The sequence below is a fragment of the Pseudomonas putida genome (assembly GCF_009883635.2).
GTDB classification, from domain to species: domain Bacteria; phylum Pseudomonadota; class Gammaproteobacteria; order Pseudomonadales; family Pseudomonadaceae; genus Aquipseudomonas; species Aquipseudomonas putida_W.
Genome location: NZ_CP026115.2, coordinates 3618003 through 3632033, shown reverse-complemented (window position 1 = coordinate 3632033; position 14031 = coordinate 3618003). Strand labels below are relative to the sequence as shown.

Annotated in this window: 15 protein-coding genes and 1 other RNA gene; 5 read left to right on the top strand and 11 right to left on the bottom strand. The window is 63.2% G+C overall.

The window, feature by feature from the left end; all coding sequences use genetic code 11:
- Positions 1 to 5 precede the first annotated feature (5 nt).
- From mraY to rsmI, 9 genes are all read right to left on the bottom strand, one after another.
- On the bottom strand, positions 6 to 1088 hold the full coding sequence (mraY, locus tag C2H86_RS16590; protein WP_079226637.1) for a phospho-N-acetylmuramoyl-pentapeptide-transferase: 1083 nt from the start codon (positions 1086 to 1088) through the stop codon (positions 6 to 8).
- Positions 1088 to 2455 carry a UDP-N-acetylmuramoyl-tripeptide--D-alanyl-D-alanine ligase gene (locus C2H86_RS16585; protein WP_159408968.1) on the bottom strand — a complete coding sequence of 456 codons (1368 nt, stop codon included), beginning with the start codon at positions 2453 to 2455 and terminating at the stop codon, positions 1088 to 1090. Before C2H86_RS16585 ends, mraY begins: the two co-directional genes overlap by 1 nt.
- Positions 2448 to 3938, bottom strand: coding sequence for a UDP-N-acetylmuramoyl-L-alanyl-D-glutamate--2,6-diaminopimelate ligase (locus C2H86_RS16580; protein ID WP_430738556.1), 1491 nt, complete (start codon positions 3936 to 3938; stop codon positions 2448 to 2450). Before C2H86_RS16580 ends, C2H86_RS16585 begins: the two co-directional genes overlap by 8 nt.
- On the bottom strand, positions 3935 to 5668 hold the full coding sequence (locus C2H86_RS16575; protein WP_163986032.1) for a peptidoglycan D,D-transpeptidase FtsI family protein: 1734 nt from the start codon (positions 5666 to 5668) through the stop codon (positions 3935 to 3937). Before C2H86_RS16575 ends, C2H86_RS16580 begins: the two co-directional genes overlap by 4 nt.
- A complete protein-coding gene (ftsL, locus tag C2H86_RS16570; RefSeq protein WP_103449219.1) occupies positions 5668 to 5961 on the bottom strand; it encodes a cell division protein FtsL in 294 nt (97 codons plus the stop codon). Before ftsL ends, C2H86_RS16575 begins: the two co-directional genes overlap by 1 nt.
- The gene (gene rsmH / locus C2H86_RS16565) at positions 5958 to 6905 is read right to left on the bottom strand and encodes a 16S rRNA (cytosine(1402)-N(4))-methyltransferase RsmH (RefSeq protein ID WP_159408967.1); all 948 of its coding nucleotides are present in this window, start codon (positions 6903 to 6905) and stop codon (positions 5958 to 5960) included. The genes ftsL and rsmH overlap by 4 nt, the downstream gene beginning before the upstream one ends.
- Positions 6902 to 7357: a division/cell wall cluster transcriptional repressor MraZ gene (gene mraZ, locus C2H86_RS16560; RefSeq protein WP_011535546.1), complete on the bottom strand. Its 456-nt coding sequence runs from the start codon at positions 7355 to 7357 to the stop codon at positions 6902 to 6904. Before mraZ ends, rsmH begins: the two co-directional genes overlap by 4 nt.
- Before the next feature lie 309 nt (positions 7358 to 7666).
- Positions 7667 to 8026, bottom strand: an RNA gene (gene rnpB / locus C2H86_RS16555) — RNase P RNA component class A.
- Positions 8027 to 8093: 67 nt separating this feature from the next.
- A complete protein-coding gene (gene rsmI / locus C2H86_RS16550) occupies positions 8094 to 8936 on the bottom strand; it encodes a 16S rRNA (cytidine(1402)-2'-O)-methyltransferase (RefSeq protein ID WP_163986031.1) in 843 nt (280 codons plus the stop codon).
- 221 nt (positions 8937 to 9157) lie between these two features.
- Here rsmI and C2H86_RS16545 point away from each other — a divergent pair, with 221 nt between their 5' ends.
- The 5 genes from C2H86_RS16545 (at position 9158) to C2H86_RS16525 (ending at position 12898) form a co-directional block, all read left to right on the top strand.
- Positions 9158 to 10975 carry a penicillin-binding protein activator gene (locus C2H86_RS16545; RefSeq protein ID WP_159408965.1) on the top strand — a complete coding sequence of 606 codons (1818 nt, stop codon included), beginning with the start codon at positions 9158 to 9160 and terminating at the stop codon, positions 10973 to 10975.
- Entirely contained in the window at positions 10975 to 11346 is a 372-nt protein-coding gene (locus tag C2H86_RS16540) for a YraN family protein (protein ID WP_159408964.1), read from the top strand. The genes C2H86_RS16545 and C2H86_RS16540 overlap by 1 nt, the downstream gene beginning before the upstream one ends.
- A gap of 85 nt (positions 11347 to 11431) precedes the next feature.
- Positions 11432 to 12025: a phosphoheptose isomerase gene (locus tag C2H86_RS16535; RefSeq protein ID WP_008097558.1), complete on the top strand. Its 594-nt coding sequence runs from the start codon at positions 11432 to 11434 to the stop codon at positions 12023 to 12025.
- Entirely contained in the window at positions 12022 to 12600 is a 579-nt protein-coding gene (locus C2H86_RS16530) for a BON domain-containing protein (protein WP_085675072.1), read from the top strand. The genes C2H86_RS16535 and C2H86_RS16530 overlap by 4 nt, the downstream gene beginning before the upstream one ends.
- A 79-nt stretch (positions 12601 to 12679) precedes the next feature.
- Entirely contained in the window at positions 12680 to 12898 is a 219-nt protein-coding gene (locus C2H86_RS16525; protein ID WP_103449214.1) for a YgdI/YgdR family lipoprotein, read from the top strand.
- Between the two features lie 52 nt (positions 12899 to 12950).
- On the opposite strand, the gene C2H86_RS16520 is transcribed toward C2H86_RS16525, so the two are convergent.
- Both C2H86_RS16520 and C2H86_RS16515 read right to left on the bottom strand, forming a co-directional pair.
- The gene (locus C2H86_RS16520; RefSeq protein ID WP_103449213.1) at positions 12951 to 13382 is read right to left on the bottom strand and encodes a ClpXP protease specificity-enhancing factor; all 432 of its coding nucleotides are present in this window, start codon (positions 13380 to 13382) and stop codon (positions 12951 to 12953) included.
- Positions 13383 to 13392: 10 nt separating this feature from the next.
- A complete protein-coding gene (locus C2H86_RS16515) occupies positions 13393 to 14016 on the bottom strand; it encodes a glutathione S-transferase N-terminal domain-containing protein (RefSeq protein ID WP_159408963.1) in 624 nt (207 codons plus the stop codon).
- Positions 14017 to 14031: the final 15 nt, after the last annotated feature.

Here is a 14031-nt window from a genome sequence, read left to right as displayed (position 1 = left end):
CTTTTCTACCTCAGTTTCAGGGTTGCCAGGCCGATCAGCACCAGAATCACGGTGATGATCCAGAAACGGACGATCACGCGTGGCTCAGGCCAGCCCTTGAGTTCAAAGTGGTGGTGAATCGGCGCCATGCGGAACACGCGCTTGCCGGTTAGCTTGAACGAGGCGACCTGGATCACCACCGACAGGGTTTCCATCACGAAGATGCCGCCCATGATGAACAGCACGATTTCCTGGCGCACGATCACGGCGATGGTGCCCAATGCAGCGCCCAGCGCCAGTGCGCCGACGTCGCCCATGAACACCTGGGCCGGATAGGTGTTGAACCACAGGAAGCCCAGGCCGGCACCGATCAGCGCGCCGCAGAACACGATCAGCTCGCCCGAGCCCGGTACGTAAGGGATCAGCAGGTATTCGGCGAACTTCACGTTACCCGACAGGTAGCAGAAGATCCCCAGGGCGCCGCCGACCATCACGGTTGGCATGATCGCCAGGCCGTCGAGGCCATCGGTCAGGTTGACCGCGTTGCTCGAGCCGACGATGACGAAATAAGTCAGTACGACGAAGCCGATACCCAGCGGGATGGTGACGTCCTTGAGGAACGGCACGATCAGGGTGGTTTCGACAGAGGTCGGTGCGGTCATGTACAGGAACACCGCCGCACCCAGGCCGAACACCGACTGCCAGAAGTACTTCCAGCGGCTCGGCAGGCCACGCGAGTTCTTTTCGATCACCTTGCGGTAGTCGTCGACCCAGCCGATGGCACCGAACAGCAGGGTGACGATCAGCACGGTCCAGACGTAGCGGTTGGACAGGTCGGCCCACAGCAGGGTACTGACGCCGATGGCAGACAGGATCAGTGCGCCACCCATGGTCGGGGTGCCGGACTTGGACAGGTGCGATTGCGGGCCGTCGTTACGAACGGCCTGGCCAATCTGGCGAATCTGCAGGGTACGGATCATCCAAGGCCCCAGCCACAGCGCCAGTGACAACGCGGTCAGTACACCCAGAATCCCGCGCAGGGACAGGTACTGGAAGACCGCGAAGCCCTTGTGGAACTGTTGCAGATACTCGGCCAACAGCAGCAGCATTAATGTTTCTCCCCGCTGGCACCGCACAATGCCGCCACGACGTTTTCCATCGCAGCGCTGCGCGAGCCCTTGATCAAGATAGTGGTTTCGCTGGCAGTCTCGGCTCGAACAGCGTCGATCAGCTCAGCTTGCGTTACGAAATGACGGCCATCGGCGCCGAACGCCTTGACCGCATGAATCATGTTGGCGCCCACTGCATAGAGGGCATCGACCTTGCCATGCGCGTATTCGCCCACCTGACGGTGACCTTCTTCCGCCCACTGGCCCAGCTCGCCGATATCCCCCAGCACCAGAACGGTGCGCCCGGAAAAGGCGCGGAGTATATCAATGGCCGCGCACATCGAGGTGGGATTTGCGTTGTAGGTATCGTCGATTACCCGCACACCGCTCGGTGCGATTTGCGCCACGGTGCGGCCCTTGACCGGTTGCACAGCGTTGAGGCCGGCGGCGATGCCACTCAGGCTCAGACCAACGGCATGGGCAGCGGCGGCGGCGGCCAAAGCGTTGCTGACGTTGTGCGTGCCGAGCAGGTTCAGTTGCACCGGCACACCGCCATCAGGGCCGTGCAGGGTGAACGATGGGCAGCCACGGGCATCACGGCCAATGTCGCTGGCATGGAAGTCGGCCTGCGGGTTGTCCAGGGCAAAGCTGAAGATACGATGGTTGCCAGCGCGCTTGCGCCAGATGTCGAACGCCTTGTCGGCCAGGTTGAGAATGGCGATACCGCCCTCGCCCAGCCCTTCGAGGATCTCGCCCTTGGCTTCGACAATCTTCTCGGGGCCACCGAACTCGCCAACGTGGGCGGTGCCTGCGTTGTTGATGATCACCACCTGCGGCTGGGTCAGGCCGACGGTGTAGCGGATCTCGCCGATGCGCGAAGCGCCCAGTTCGATCACCGCAGCGCTGTGCTCCGGAGCGATCTCCAGCAGGGTCAGCGGGGCGCCGAGGTCGTTGTTCAGGTTGCCGCGTGTGGCGTGTACCAGGCCACGGGTGCGCAGGATGCTGGCGAGCATTTCCTTGACCGTGGTCTTGCCGCTGGAACCGGTAATGGCGACGACCGGCTTGTCGAAGCCAGCGCGGTTCAGCGCACCGAGCTGGCCAAGTGCGACACGGCAGTCGGCGACCAGCAGCTGCGGCAAGTCGACATCGGCGATCTCGCGCTCGACCAGCGCAGCAACGGCGCCTTTGGCCTTCACGTCGGCGAGGTAGTCGTGACCATCGAAGCGCGGCCCGGCCAGGGCAACGAACAGCTGGCCGGCAGCGACGCTGCGGCTGTCGATGCTGACACCGGTGAAGCTGGCGTCGGCATTGACCAGGCGCGCATTCAAGGCGCCGCTCAGCTGGCTGAGGGTCATGGGCTTAAGCATGTGGAGCCTCCCAGGCTGCAAGTGCCTTGTCGGCTTCGATCAGGTCGGAGAAGGCATGGCGTTCGCCATTGATCTCCTGGTAATCCTCGTGCCCCTTGCCGGCCAGGACGATCACGTCATTGGCGGCAGCGGTGGCGATCAGGTGCGCGATGGCCTCGCCGCGGCCAGCGACGAACTCGACGTCGGAGGGCCTGGCGAAACCAGGGCGAATATCGTCGAAGATGCGCAGCGGGTCCTCGGTCCGCGGGTTGTCGTCGGTGACCAGCACGCGGTCGGCCAGGCGCTCGGCCACTTCGGCCATCAGCGGGCGCTTGCCGCGATCACGGTCGCCACCGCAGCCGAACAGGCACAGCAGCTTGCCGTGAGCATGCGGGCGCAGGGCTTCGAGGACTTTTTCCAGGGCGTCGGGGGTGTGGGCGTAATCGACCACTACCAGCGGCTTGTCACCGCCACCCAGGCGCTGCATGCGGCCAACCGGGCCCTGCAGGTCGGGGACGACCTTGAGGATCTCCTCCAACGAGTAGTCCAGCGCCAGCAGCGTGGCCACCGCCGCGAGCATGTTGCTCAGGTTGAAGCGGCCCAGCAGCTGGCTGCGCAGGGTGCGCTCCCCTTGGGCGGTGACAAGAATGGCGCGCACGCCATCGTCATCGAAATGCGCTTCACGGCAGAACAGCGAAGCGTCCGGGTTTTCCAGGCTGTAGCTGATTAGTCGGGTCTCGATATGATCGACACTCGGGCGGCGCGCAAAATCGTCGGCCAGGCGGCGACCGAACTCATCATCCAGGTTGACCACCTGGCAACGCAGGCTCGGCCAGGCGAACAGCTTGGCCTTGGCGGCCTCGTAGGCCTCCATGCTGCCGTGGTAGTCCAGATGGTCGCGGGACAGGTTGGTCATGACCGCGATGTCGAATTCCAATGCAGCGACCCGGCCCTGCTCCAGGGCGTGGGAGGAAACCTCCATGGCCACGGCCTTGGCGCCGCCCTTCTTGAGGTCGTTCAAGGTCGACTGCACAGCGATCGGATCTGGCGTGGTCAGGCGGCCGCTCTGCAGCTCGCCATAGAAGCCGGTGCCCAAAGTGCCGATCAGGCCGCAGCGCTGGCCTAGCGCATCGAGCGCCTGAGCCACCAGCTGCGTGACGCTGGTCTTGCCATTGGTGCCGGTGACGCCCACCAGGTTGAGCTGGCGGCTCGGCTCGCCATAGAAGCGTCCGGCAATCTGCGACAGCTGGCCGATCAGACCCTTCACAGGAATCAGCGGTACGTCGGTGAGCGGCAGCACATTGACGCCCTGCTCTTCGTAAGCCACGGCCGCAGCGCCACGCGACAGTGCATCGGCAATGTGCTCACGGCCGTCAACCTTGGCACCTGGCACGGCCAGGAACAGGTCGCCCTGACGCACCTGACGGCTGTCCAGGGTCAGTTCACGGATCAGCGGGTCACGGCTGGCGTGGGCGAAAAGCTTGCTCAATGGCATCGTCATCATCCACGCCCTCCCTTGGCGGGTACTGCACTGGCCTGCTGCGGATCACTCGGCGGCGGCAGGTTGTCTGGCGGCACGTTCATCAGGCGCAGAGTGCCCGACATGACCTTGCTGAATACGGGGGCCGACACCAGGCCGCCGAAGTAGCCACCTTTGCCCGGTTCGTCGATGACCACGACGATGGCGTAGCGCGGGTCGCTCATCGGGCCGAAGCCGGCGAAAAGCGAGCGGTAGGCGTTTTCGGTGTAACCCTTGGAGCCAACGGTGGCCTTACGAGCGGTACCGGACTTGCCGGCCACGTGATAGAACGGCACCTGGGCACGGAACACACCGCGCGGCGCTTCGATCACCTGCTGCAGCATGCCCTGGACGGTTTCTGCGGTTTCCTTCGGAATGGCCTGCACCGCTTCCGGCGCCTTGTCGACCTTGAGGATCGACAGCGGCACCATCTTGCCGTCGTTGGCCAGCGCCGCGTAGGCGTGCACCAGCTGCAGGGCGGTGACCGACACACCGTAGCCGTAGGACAGGGTCGCGGTTTCAGCCTTGCGCCACTCACGGTGGTTGGGCAGGTTGCCGACGCGCTCGCCCGGGAAACCGAGGCCGGTGTACTGGCCCAGGCCGACCTGGGACATGACCCGGTAGATGGCCTCGCCGCCGATGTCGAAGGCGATCTTGCTCATGCCGACGTTGGAGGAGTTGATCAGGATGCCGGTCAGGTCGAGGATCGGGCCCTCGCTCTTGGACACGTCCTTGATGGTGTAGCGACCAATCTGCAGGCTACCCGGATACACCTCGACCTTGTCGCTCGGCTTCCAGCGGCCACTCTGCAGCGCCGCACTCATCGAAATCGGCTTGACCGTCGAGCCCGGCTCGAACACGTCGATGATCGCCCGGTTACGCATGGCGGCCGGGAACATGCTGCGACGGTTGTTGGGGTTGTAGGTTGGCTGGTTGACCATCGCCAGGACCTCACCGGTCTTGACGTCCATGATCACCAGGCTGCCGGCCTTGGCGTCCTGTTCGGCAATGGCATTGCGCAGTTCGCGGGTGGCCAGGTATTGCAGGCGCAGGTCGATCGACAACGCCAAGGTCTTGCCGGCCTTGGCGTTCTTGGTGACCTGGATGTCCTTGATCAGCCGGCCGCGCCGGTCCTTGATCACTTGCCGCTTGCCGGGCACGCCGGCCAGCCATTCATCGTAGGCCAGCTCCACGCCTTCGCGGCCATGGTCGTCGAGGTCGGTGAAGCCGACCATGTGCGCGGTCACGTCGCCGGCCGGATAGAAGCGGCGGAATTCTTCCAGGCCATACACGCCCGGAACTTTCAGGTCGAGCACGTGCTGGCCCTGCTCCGGAGTCAGGCCGCGGACCAGGTAGATGAACTCTTTGTTGGCCTGCTGGGTCAGGCGCTCGGTCAGTTGCTGTGCGTTCTGCCCAAGGGCAGCGGCCAGCTGCGGCCAGCGATCCTTGGCGGCCTGCATTTCCTTGGGGTTGGCCCACAGGGTGGTGACCGGCGTGCTGACCGCCAGCGGCTCGCCGTTGCGGTCGGTGATCAGGCCACGGTGCGCAGGAATGGGAATGTGACGCAGGCTTCGGGCATCGCCCTGGCCCTTGAGGAAGTCACGGTCGACCACCTGCAGGTCGATGATGCGCCAGCAGATGGCACCGACCATCAGGGCCAGCAAACCGATCACTACCCGGAAGCGCCAGGGGTAGAGTGCACCTTCGAGCTTCATCATGGCGCCACCATCCGCACTTCGTCAGCCGCAGGCACGCGCATCTTCAGCTGCTCGGAGGCCAGGCTCTCGATACGGCTGGAGGCAGTCCAGGTGCTTTGCTCGAGAATCAGCCGACCCCACTCGGCCTGGGCCTTGTCACGCTCGTTCAGCTCGCCATACAAGGTGTTGAGCAACTGACGATTCCAGTGGGCGCTGTAAGACACGGCAATGGCCGAAATGAGCACACCAACAAACAGCAGAAGCATCAGGAAGCTTCCGCCTGGCAGAGGTTTGGCGAATAGCCGGCTCACCGAAGCTTCTCCGCCACCCGCATCACGGCGCTGCGCGACCGCGGGTTGGCCTTGAGTTCGGCTTCGGAGGCAAACTGGGCCTTGCCGATCAGCTTGATCTTCGGCTCGAAGACCTTGTGCTGTACCGGCAGGTTGCGTGGCAGGTTGTCGGCCTCGCCCTTTACCAGTTTGCGCATGAACAGCTTGACGATGCGGTCTTCCAGCGAGTGGAAGCTGATGACCGCCAGACGACCGCCTACTTCCAGGGCGTCGAGCGCAGCTTCAAGGCCCGCTTCGAGGTCACCCAGCTCGTTGTTGACATGGATACGCAGGCCCTGGAAGGCACGGGTCGCCGGGTTCTTGCCCTTTTCCCAGGCCGGGTTTGCAACCTTGAGCACTTCAGCCAGATCGGCGGTGCGGGTGAACGGCTGCTTCTCGCGGCGCTCGACCACGGCACGGGCCATGCGCCCGGCAAAGCGCTCTTCGCCGTACTCCTTGAAGACACGGGCAATTTCTTCGACGGGGGCGGTGGCGATGAACTCGGCAGCACTGATGCCCTGGTCCGGGTTCATGCGCATGTCCAGCGGGCCATCGTTGAGGAAGCTGAAACCACGCTCAGGGTCATCCAGCTGCGGCGAGGACACGCCCAGGTCAAGCAGGATACCGCTGACCTTGCCGGCCAGACCGCGCTCGGCGACTTCCGAGCCGAGCTCGGCAAAGCTGCGCTGCACAATGACAAAGCGGCCGTCTTCGGCCGCCAGCGCTTGCCCGGTGGCAATCGCTTGAGGATCTTTGTCGAAGCCCAGCAGCCGACCTTGCGGCCCGAGCTTGCTGAGGATCAGGCGGCTATGGCCGCCACGACCGAAGGTGCCGTCCAGATAGCAACCGTCGGCGCGCAGAGCCAATGCCTCGACAGCTTCGTCGAGGAGGACGGTGATGTGGTTGAAGCCGCTATCTATGGTCACAGGATCAGGTCACGCAAATCGTCGGGCATGGCGCCCGGTTGTTGGATAGCTGCAAGGTCGGCTGCCGAAACCGCGTTCCAGGCATCCTCATCCCACAGCTGGAATTTGTTCAGCTGCCCCACCAGCATCGCCTTCTTGTCCAGCTTGGCGTACTCACGCAGGCGGGGCGGTACCAGGAAACGCCCACTGCCATCGAGCTCCAGGTCAACCGCATTACCGATCAGCAAGCGCTGCAGGCGGCGGTTTTCCTCACGCAACGACGGCAAGGCACGCAACTTGGCTTCAATCTGTTCCCACTCGTCGAGGGGATAAACACACAAGCAGGGGTCAACGGCGTCGATGGTCACGATCAGCTGACCATTGCAACGCGAATCGAGCTCGTCACGGTACCGGCTCGGCATGGCGAGACGGCCCTTTGCATCGAGGCTGACGGCGTTGGCTCCGCGGAACACGGCTGCGATTCCCCACAATGTTAGCTTTTTTGTGCCAGAAAACCCACTTCATCCCACTTTCTGCCACTTGCGCACACTATAGGAATCCGCCCGCTGTAGCGTCAAGGCACGTTCATAAGGAAAACCCTTACAGGACCGAGATTTAGCGCAACAAAGGAATGCGGAAGGACCGCCAGGTGGGGAAAAACACGATAAAAATCAAACCGACTCAAACGTATGCCGTTCGAAGTTAAAGTGAATTATTAAGAGTAAGATCTTTTTGGTATTACCAAGAGGGATCTGCTATCGAATCAAGCAGGAAGGGAAAAAGTGGAGAGTCGATCTGTAAGCCGGGTTTTGTCGAGGACAGTCATTCCTCTACGACGGCCATCACTGGACGCCTCTAGCAACCTACCCGGTTCCGACGCGGGCCACGCCTGATGGAACCCTATTTGGTCTTGCTCCGAGTGGGGTTTACCTAGCCACGAACTGTTGCCAGCCGCGCGGTGCGCTCTTACCGCACCTTTTCACCCTTACCGGCACCGAAGTGCTTAGGCGGTTATTTTCTGTGGCACTTTCCGTAGGCTCGCGCCTCCCAGGCGTTACCTGGCACTCTGCCCTATGGAGCCCGGACTTTCCTCCCCCATCTTTTGCGGAACAAAAGACGGCAGCGACTGTCCGATCGACTCTCCGCCGACAAGGTTAACGGCACGCGCGCGCAAGAACAAGCGATACCGTCAACTATGTCTAATTGCCACTACAGCGCTTTCTGCTTTTCCAGTGCCACTTGATACAACAGGTTCTTGCGCACGCCGGTGATTTCCGCCGCCAATGCCGCCGCTCTTTTCAGTGGCATCTCTGCCAGCAACAGGTCCAGCACACGCTGTGCCTCGGTGCTGATCGCCTCTTCGCCTTCAGGTGCACTCCAGCCACCGACCAGCACCACGCACTCGCCGCGCTGCTGGTTGCTGTCGCCAGCGACGAACGCACGCAGTTCAGCCAACGGCAGACCTTTGAGGGTCTCGAAGGTCTTGGTCAGCTCGCGCGCCAGCAGCGCCGGACGCTCGCCGCCGAACACCAGCTCCATGTCTTCGAGGCACTCCAGGATGCGGTGCGGAGCCTCGTAGAAGATCAACGTGCGAGGCTCTTCCTTGACCTGCTCCAGACGCGCCCGACGCCCTGCGGCCTTGGCCGGCAGGAAGCCCTCGAAGATGAAGCGGTCGGAAGGCAGGCCGGCCGCCGAAAGCGCGGCAATCAAGGCGCAGGCGCCTGGCACTGGCACCACGTTGACCCCAGCGGCCCGCGCCTGGCGCACCAGGTGGTAGCCCGGGTCGGAAATCAGCGGTGTACCGGCATCGGATACCAGCGCCACATCTTCACCAGCCAGCAATTTGGTGATGAAGCGCCCGCCCTCATCACGCTCGTTGTGCTCATGACAGGCCGCCAGCGGCGTATCGATGCCGAAATGCTGCAGCAGGCGGATCGAATGCCGGGTATCCTCGGCGGCGATCAGGGCGACATCGGCCAGCACCTTGAGCGCCCTGGCGCTCATGTCATCAAGGTTGCCGATGGGGGTCGCGACCACATAAAGCGTCCCCATGGTGGATTTCGAAGCCCCGGCCACATCAGTCACTGCACACATCCTGCCTTTCGGATCAAAGGCGCTATTGTAGCCCGAGCGCCGGTAACAGGGCGCAAAGAACTTCATCGGCGGCCATCGGCGAGCCGCCTATAGTGAAGGTTCTGCTAACGGCAGATCGCGCCCCGGCCGCCGCTTGGGTACAATTGCCGGCCAACTTGATCGAGTAACAGGACCTTTACATGATCGCTTGCCTGCGGCTGCTCACAGCCCTCTGCCTCGCTGCCCTGCTGGCAGCCTGCGCCAGCTCGCCCTCATCCAGCCTGGGCGAACTGCCACGCACCCCGGATGCCAGCATCGAGCAACTGCTCGAGAAGGCCGCCACCAGCAAGTCCGCCGAAGACGCTGCCCTGCTGCGCCTGAGCGCAGCCGACCTGGCTTACAAGCAGAAGGACTTCCCACGCGCCGCACGCATCCTCGAGCAGGTGCCGATCGACACACTCAAGCCGGCCCAGCAGATTTTCGCCGCCACCCTCGGTGCCGAACTGGCCATGAGCCGCAACCAGCCCAAGGCCGCGCTGACCGCGCTGTCCCACCCGAGCCTGCAACACATCGCAGAGCTGCCCGAGCAACAGCAGGTGCGCACCTACAGCGTCCACGCCGCTGCCCTCGAGGCCGACGGCCAGGCCATGGCCGCCGCCCAGCAACGCGTGCTGCTGAGCCCGCTGCTCAGCGGTCAGGCTGCCAGCGCCAACAATGACGCGATCTGGGCCCTGGTCGCTTCGCTGCCAGCCGAGCAGCTGCAACAGCCTGCCAACAACGAAACCCTGGCCGGCTGGACCAGCCTGGCGCTGGCGGTGAAAAGCGCTGGCACCCTGGAGCAGCAGCAGGCTGCCATCGAAGCCTGGCGCAAACAGCACCCTGATCACCCAGCCGCCAAGCAGCTGCCAACGGCCCTGACCAAGCTCAAGGAACTGGCCAGCCAGCCGCTGACCAAGATCGCCCTGCTGCTGCCTCAGGAAGGCCCGCTGGCCGGCGTTGCTCGCGCCCTGCGCGACGGTTTCATGGCCGCCCACTTCCAGGCCCAGCAGGCAGGCGGGCAAGCGCCTGCCGTGCAGGTCTACGACAGTTCGCGCATCGGCTCGCTCGACGCCTTCTATCGCCAGGCCCAGGCCGATGGCGTACAACTGGTGGTCGGCCCGCTTGAAAAACCGCTGGTCAAGCAGCTTGCTGGCAACACCCAGCTGCCCATCACCACCCTCGCCCTGAACTACGCCGACGCCGGCCAGAAAGCACCACCCCAGCTGTTCCAGTTCGGCCTCGCCGCCGAGGACGAAGCCCGCGAAGTGGCACGCCGCGCCCGCGCTGACGGCATGGTCCGCGCCGTGGCCCTGGTACCGAGCGGTGAGTGGGGTGACCGCGTGCTGGCCGCCTTCCGTCAGGACTGGGAAGGCAATGGCGGCACCATCATCGCCGCCGAGCGCATCGCCCAGCCAGTTGCATTGGCTCAGCAGATCGCCAGCCTGTTCCAGCTGCGCCAGAGCGAAGGCCGCGCCCAGAGCCTGCAGAGCACCGTGGGCGGCAACATCGCGGCCCAACCGTCGCGTCGCCAGGACATTGATTTCATCTTCCTCGCCTCGACCCCACAACAGGCGCAACAGATCAAGCCGACCCTGAACTTCCAGTACGCCGGTGACGTACCGGTCTACGCCACTTCGAACCTGTACAGCGCCAGCGGTGACGTCAACCAGTACAACGACATGAACGGCATTCGCTTCTGCGAAACCCCGTGGCTGCTCGACACCAGCAACAGCCTGCGCCAGCAGGTCGTGCAGCAGTGGCCGCAAGCCGCAGGCAGCCTCGGCCGCCTGTATGCCATGGGCGTCGACGCCTACAGCCTGGCACCGCGCCTGGGCCAACTGAAGGCACTGCCAGACAACCGCGTGCAAGGCCTGTCCGGCAGCCTGAGCATCAACGCCAGCCAACGCGTCGAGCGCCAGCTGCCATGGGCCGAGTTCTCCGGCGGCCAAGTCAAGCGCCTGCCAGACACCTCGCGCTGATGCCCGAAGCATCGCCGAGCAGCGCCGGCCAGGCGGCAGAAACCCAAGCCCTTGAGTACCTTCAAGGGCAAGGCCTGCAACTGCTGACACGCAATTGGCGATGCAAAGGCGGCGAGCTTGATCTGGTCATGCTCGACGCCGATACAGTAGTATTCGTCGAAGTCCGCTACCGGTTGCACGCGGACTTCGGTGGCGCCCTCGGCAGCATTGACGGGCGCAAGCAGAAACGGCTGGTGCTTGCCGCCACCCTGTTCCTGCAGAAGGAGTCCCGCTGGGCCAATCACCCCTGCCGCTTCGACGTTGTCGCCCTGCAGGGCAGTCGCCATGCAGGCCAGCCGCTTCAATGGCTGAAAAACGCCTTCGAATGCTGAACCCACTCCGATTTTTTGCTCTATGTTTCGCGGGCTGGTCCTTGTTGCGCGTAGCAAAGGCCACCGCCCCACTTAAGGTCACCAGATGGACATGCAATCCCGAATTCGCCGGCTGTTCCAGGCCAGCATCGACACCAAGCAACAGGCAATGGACATCCTGGCACCGCACATCGAGCAGGCTAGCCTGGTCATGGTCAATGCGCTGCTCAACGAGGGCAAGATGCTCGCCTGCGGCAATGGCGGCTCGGCCGGCGATGCCCAGCACTTCTCTTCGGAGTTGCTCAACCGCTTCGAGCGTGAGCGCCCGAGCCTGCCGGCCATCGCCTTGACCACCGACAGCTCGACACTGACCTCGATCGCCAACGATTACAGCTACAACGAAATCTTCTCCAAGCAGATCCGCGCCCTGGGCCAGCCCGGCGACGTGCTGCTGGCGATTTCGACCAGCGGCAACTCTGCCAACGTGATTCAAGCGATCCAGGCCGCACATGATCGCGAAATGATTGTCGTAGCATTGACCGGACGTGACGGCGGCGGCATGGCTTCGCTGCTGCTGCCGGAAGACGTGGAAATCCGCGTACCGTCGACGGTCACCGCACGTATCCAGGAAGTCCACCTGCTGGCGATCCACTGCCTGTGCGATCTGATCGACAGCCAACTGTTCGGGAGTGAAGAATGACCCCCATACGCCTCGGCCTGATGGCCCTGACCCTGTGCCTGAGCGTCACCGGCTGCAGCTCGGTACTGACCTCGACCCGCAACTCGCCGATCGAGGATGATCGTGGCACCCGCACCATCGGCAGCAAGATCGACGACTCACTGATCGAAACCAAGGCTTCGGTCAACATCGCCAAGGCCAGCCCTGACCTGGACAAGAGCTCGCACATCGTCGTCAGCAGCTACAACGGCATCGTCCTGCTCGCCGGGCAAACCCCGCGCGCCGACCTCAAGAGCCTGGCCGAACAGACTGCCAGCCAGGTCCAGCGGGTGAAGAAGGTGCACAACGAGCTGCAGGTGATGCAGCCCTCCTCCATCCTGGCGCGCAACAACGATGCCTGGCTGACCACCAAGATCAAGACTCAGATGCTCACCGACAATGCCGTGCCCAGCTCGCGCATCAAAGTGATCACCGAGAACGGCATCGTCTATCTGCTGGGCCTGGTGACTCAGCAGGAGGCCAACTCTGCCACGGCCGTGGTTCAGGGTGTGTCTGGCGTGCAGAAAATCGTCAAGTTGTTCGAATACATCGACTGATTCAGTTGCCGCCGTTACCAGCCACTGGCCGGCATCGGCGGCAGCTTGCCCCACCCGTTCAATTTCCAGGAAGTACCGCATGAAAAAGCTTCTGCTGCCCGCCCTGCTGTTCGGCACCTTCGCCACTCTGGCCGGCTGCTCCACCCCAAGCCTGATCACCCTCAACGACGGCCGCGAAATCCAGGCCGTCGACGCCCCGCATTTCGACAAGGACTCGGGCTTCTACGAGTTCCAACAGCTCGACGGCAAGCGCACCCGTATCAACCGGGACCAGGTCCGCACCATCAGCGACCTGTAAGCACCGCGTCGCGGCAAAGAAAAAGGCGATCCATATGGATCGCCTTTTTTTGTTACTTGACCACCTTCAGGCTGGGGCGCCCACTTGGGCGTGGCGGCTGGCCACCCCCTTCCGGCGGGCCATCGTCATCCGGCTCGACACCTTCGTCTTCCAGCTCATCATCCTCCATCAGCGGCGGCTCGAGCTCGAAGACCATGCCCTGGCCATTCTCCCTGGCATAGATACCCAGGATGGCGCCCGCTGGCACGAACAACGAATGGGCAACGCCACTGAAGCGCCCCTCGAAACTCACTGCGTCGTTGTCCATGTGCAGGTTGCGCACGGCACTCGGCGAAATGTTCAGGACGATCTGGCCATCACTGGCAAAACCTTGGGGCACCTGGACCGCCGGGAATTCGGCATTGACCAGCATATGGGGGGTGCAATCGTTGTCGACGATCCACTCGTACAGTGCTCGAACCAGGTAGGGGCGACTGGAGTTCATCAACGGCTCCTTAAAGCTTGCGCATTTCACGTTCAACAGAGGACAGGCTCGCCTGGAAGGGCTCGCGGGCGAACTGTCGCTCCATGTATTCCAGCAGCGGCTTGGCCTGCCGCGGCAATTCGATACCCATTACCGGCAAACGCCATAATATGGGCAATAGACAACAGTCGACCAGACTTTGCTCCTCACTCATGAAGCAAGCAAACTCGCCGAACAGCGGCGAAACGCCGGTAAGGCTTTCGCGCAGCGCCTTGCGCGCCTCGGCACGGGCGGCCTCAGCGCTGCGCGGGTCGAGAATGGTATCCGCCAGGACACACCAGTCACGCTGGATGCGGTGCATCAGCAGACGACTGTTGCCACGCGCGACCGGGTACACCGGCATCAGCGGCGGATGCGGATAACGCTCCTCGAGGTATTCCATCACCACGGTCGACTCATACAACGCCAGGTCACGATCGACCAGGGTCGGCACGCTGCCGTAAGGGTTCACCTCTGCCAGCTTGGCTGGCAGCCGTGCAGGGTCGACGTCGATGACCTGCACGCTGACACCCTTCTCGGCGAGCACGAGGCGTACCCGATGAGAATAATGGTCAGCAGGGTCGGAATAACAGGCTAACCGGTTGGTTGCGCCCATGTAGCGCCTCCTCGC

Bases quoted from the DNA above. Each gene is read 5' to 3' on its own strand.
- C2H86_RS16520 (WP_103449213.1), bottom strand. From the start codon at position 13,382: ATGAACTCCAGTCGCCCCTACCTGGTTCGAGCACTGTACGAGTGGATC.
- C2H86_RS16540 (WP_159408964.1), top strand. From the start codon at position 10,975: ATGCCCGAAGCATCGCCGAGCAGCGCCGGCCAGGCGGCAGAAACCCAA.
- C2H86_RS16535 (WP_008097558.1), top strand. From the start codon at position 11,432: ATGGACATGCAATCCCGAATTCGCCGGCTGTTCCAGGCCAGCATCGAC.
- mraY (WP_079226637.1), bottom strand. From the start codon at position 1,088: ATGCTGCTGCTGTTGGCCGAGTATCTGCAACAGTTCCACAAGGGCTTC.
- C2H86_RS16525 (WP_103449214.1), top strand. From the start codon at position 12,680: ATGAAAAAGCTTCTGCTGCCCGCCCTGCTGTTCGGCACCTTCGCCACT.
- C2H86_RS16545 (WP_159408965.1), top strand. From the start codon at position 9,158: ATGATCGCTTGCCTGCGGCTGCTCACAGCCCTCTGCCTCGCTGCCCTG.
- C2H86_RS16530 (WP_085675072.1), top strand. From the start codon at position 12,022: ATGACCCCCATACGCCTCGGCCTGATGGCCCTGACCCTGTGCCTGAGC.
- C2H86_RS16515 (WP_159408963.1), bottom strand. From the start codon at position 14,016: ATGGGCGCAACCAACCGGTTAGCCTGTTATTCCGACCCTGCTGACCAT.
- C2H86_RS16575 (WP_163986032.1), bottom strand. From the start codon at position 5,668: ATGAAGCTCGAAGGTGCACTCTACCCCTGGCGCTTCCGGGTAGTGATC.
- rsmI (WP_163986031.1), bottom strand. From the start codon at position 8,936: ATGGGGACGCTTTATGTGGTCGCGACCCCCATCGGCAACCTTGATGAC.
- C2H86_RS16580 (WP_430738556.1), bottom strand. From the start codon at position 3,938: ATGATGACGATGCCATTGAGCAAGCTTTTCGCCCACGCCAGCCGTGAC.
- C2H86_RS16585 (WP_159408968.1), bottom strand. From the start codon at position 2,455: ATGCTTAAGCCCATGACCCTCAGCCAGCTGAGCGGCGCCTTGAATGCG.